Genomic DNA, 2,934 nt, shown 5'->3' on the forward strand with positions numbered 1-2,934 from the left:
TGCATATTGGATAAGCCCTCGACCGATTAGTACTGGTCAGCTCCATGCATTGCTGCACTTCCACCCCCAGCCTATCTACCTCGTCGTCTTCAAGGGGTCTTACATACTGGGAAATCTCATCTTGAGGGGGGCTTCACGCTTAGATGCTTTCAGCGCTTATCCCTTCCGTACATAGCTACCCAGCGGTGCTCCTGGCGGAACAACTGGTACACCAGCGGTACGTCCATCCCGGTCCTCTCGTACTAAGGACAGCTCCTCTCAAATTTCCTACGCCCACGACAGATAGGGACCGAACTGTCTCACGACGTTCTGAACCCAGCTCGCGTACCGCTTTAATGGGCGAACAGCCCAACCCTTGGGACCTACTTCAGCCCCAGGATGCGATGAGCCGACATCGAGGTGCCAAACCTCCCCGTCGATGTGGACTCTTGGGGGAGATAAGCCTGTTATCCCCAGGGTAGCTTTTATCCGTTGAGCGATGGCCCTTCCATGCGGTACCACCGGATCACTAAGCCCGACTTTCGTCCCTGCTCGACTTGTAGGTCTCGCAGTCAAGCTCCCTTATGCCTTTGCACTCTTCGAATGATTTCCAACCATTCTGAGGGAACCTTTGGGCGCCTCCGTTACTCTTTAGGAGGCGACCGCCCCAGTCAAACTGCCCACCTGACACTGTCCCCGCACCGGATTACGGTACCAGGTTAGAACCTAGATACGATCAGGGTGGTATCCCAACGGTGCCTCCACGCAAGCTGGCGCTCACGTTTCAAAGGCTCCCACCTATCCTGTACAGATCGTACCCAAATTCAATATCAAGCTGCAGTAAAGCTCCATGGGGTCTTTCCGTCTTGTCGCGGGTAACCTGCATCTTCACAGGTATTAAAATTTCACCGGATCTCTCGTTGAGACAGCGCCCAAGTCGTTACGCCATTCGTGCGGGTCAGAATTTACCTGACAAGGAATTTCGCTACCTTAGGACCGTTATAGTTACGGCCGCCGTTTACTGGGGCTTCGGTTCACAGCTTCGGATTGCTCCTAACCGCTCCCCTTAACCTTCCAGCACCGGGCAGGCGTCAGCCCGTATACTTCGCCTTACGGCTTCGCACAGACCTGTGTTTTTGCTAAACAGTCGCTTGGGCCTTTTCACTGCGGCCCCCTCGTGCTATTCACACTACCGGGGCACCCCTTCTCCCGAAGTTACGGGGTCATTTTGCCGAGTTCCTTAACGAGAGTTCTTCCGCGCGCCTTAGAATTCTCTTCTCGCCTACCTGTGTCGGTTTGCGGTACGGGCACCATCACCTGGCTAGAGGCTTTTCTTGGCAGTGTGAGATCATGACCTTCGCTACTATAATTTTCGCTCCCCATCACAGCCCAGCCTTAACGATGTGCGGATTTGCCTACACATCAGCCTCACTGCTTAGACGGACATCCATCAGTCCGCGTCACTACCCTGCTGCGTCCCCCCATTGCTCATAACGGCTTACGGTGGTACAGGAATTTCGACCTGTTGTCCTTCGACTACGCCTTTCGGCCTCGCCTTAGGTCCCGACTTACCCTGAGCGGACGAGCCTTCCTCAGGAACCCTTAGGCTTTCGGCGGATCAGATTCTCACTGATCTTTTCGTTACTCATACCGGCATTCTCACTTGTATAATGTCCAGCGCTCCTTACGGTACACCTTCAACCCTTATACAACGCTCCCCTACCCCTGATGCAAAGCATCAAGCCATAGCTTCGGTGGTGTGTTTAGCCCCGTTACATTTTCGGCGCAGAGTCACTCGACCAGTGAGCTATTACGCACTCTTTCAATGGTGGCTGCTTCTAAGCCAACATCCTGGTTGTCTGTGCAACTCCACATCCTTTCCCACTTAACACACACTTGGGGACCTTAGCTGATGGTCTGGGCTGTTTCCCTTTTGACAATGGATCTTAGCACTCACTGTCTGACTCCCGGAAGTAAGTCTATGGCATTCGGAGTTTGACTGAGCTTGGTAACCCTTGCGGGCCCCGCACCCAATCAGTGCTCTACCTCCACGACTCTGTTTTCCGAGGCTAGCCCTAAAGCTATTTCGGGGAGAACCAGCTATCTCCGAGTTCGATTGGAATTTCTCCGCTACCCCCACCTCATCCCCGCATTTTTCAACATGCGTGGGTTCGGGCCTCCAGTGCGTGTTACCGCACCTTCACCCTGGACAGGGGTAGATCACCCGGTTTCGGGTCTACGTCCACGTACTAAGTCGCCCTATTCAGACTCGCTTTCGCTGCGGCTCCGGCTCTTCACCTTAACCTTGCACGGGAACGTAACTCGCCGGTTCATTCTACAAAAGGCACGCCATCACCCCTAAAACGGGCTCTGACTTTTTGTAAGCACACGGTTTCAGGTTCTATTTCACTCCCCTTCCGGGGTGCTTTTCACCTTTCCCTCACGGTACTGCTTCACTATCGGTCGCTAGGAAGTATTTAGCCTTGGCAGATGGTCCTGCCGGATTCATACGGGGTTTCACGTGCCCCGCACTACTCGGGATACATCTCGGAGGGAACAGACTTTCAAGTACAGGGCTTTTACCTTCTTTGGCGGGCCTTTCCAGACCTCTTCGCTTAACCGGTTCCTTTGTAACTCCATGTGAGATGTCCCACAACCCCAAAGAGCAAGCTCTCTGGTTTGGGCTTCTCCGCGTTCGCTCGCCGCTACTGACGGAATCACTATTGTTTTCTCTTCCTCAAGGTACTTAGATGTTTCAGTTCCCTTGGTATGCCTCTACATAACCTATGTATTCAGTTATGAGTAACTGGAAATTACCCCAGCTGGGTTTCCCCATTCGGACACCCCCGGATCAAAGCTTGCTTACAGCTCCCCGAGGCAGTTTCGTTGTTCGCCACGTCCTTCATCGGCTCCTAGCGCCTAGGCATCCTCCGTGTGCTCTTAGTAGCTTAACCA

Annotated in this window: 1 rRNA gene; it reads right to left on the bottom strand. The window is 53.5% G+C overall.

The window, feature by feature from the left end:
* Window positions 1–6: 6 nt before the first annotated feature.
* Window positions 7–2,933: ribosomal RNA gene (locus AC4PM4_RS30555) — 23S ribosomal RNA — on the bottom strand.
* Between the last annotated feature and the right edge of the window lies 1 nt (window position 2,934).

This window comes from Paenibacillus sp. MDV22-iso6 (assembly GCF_058408365.1).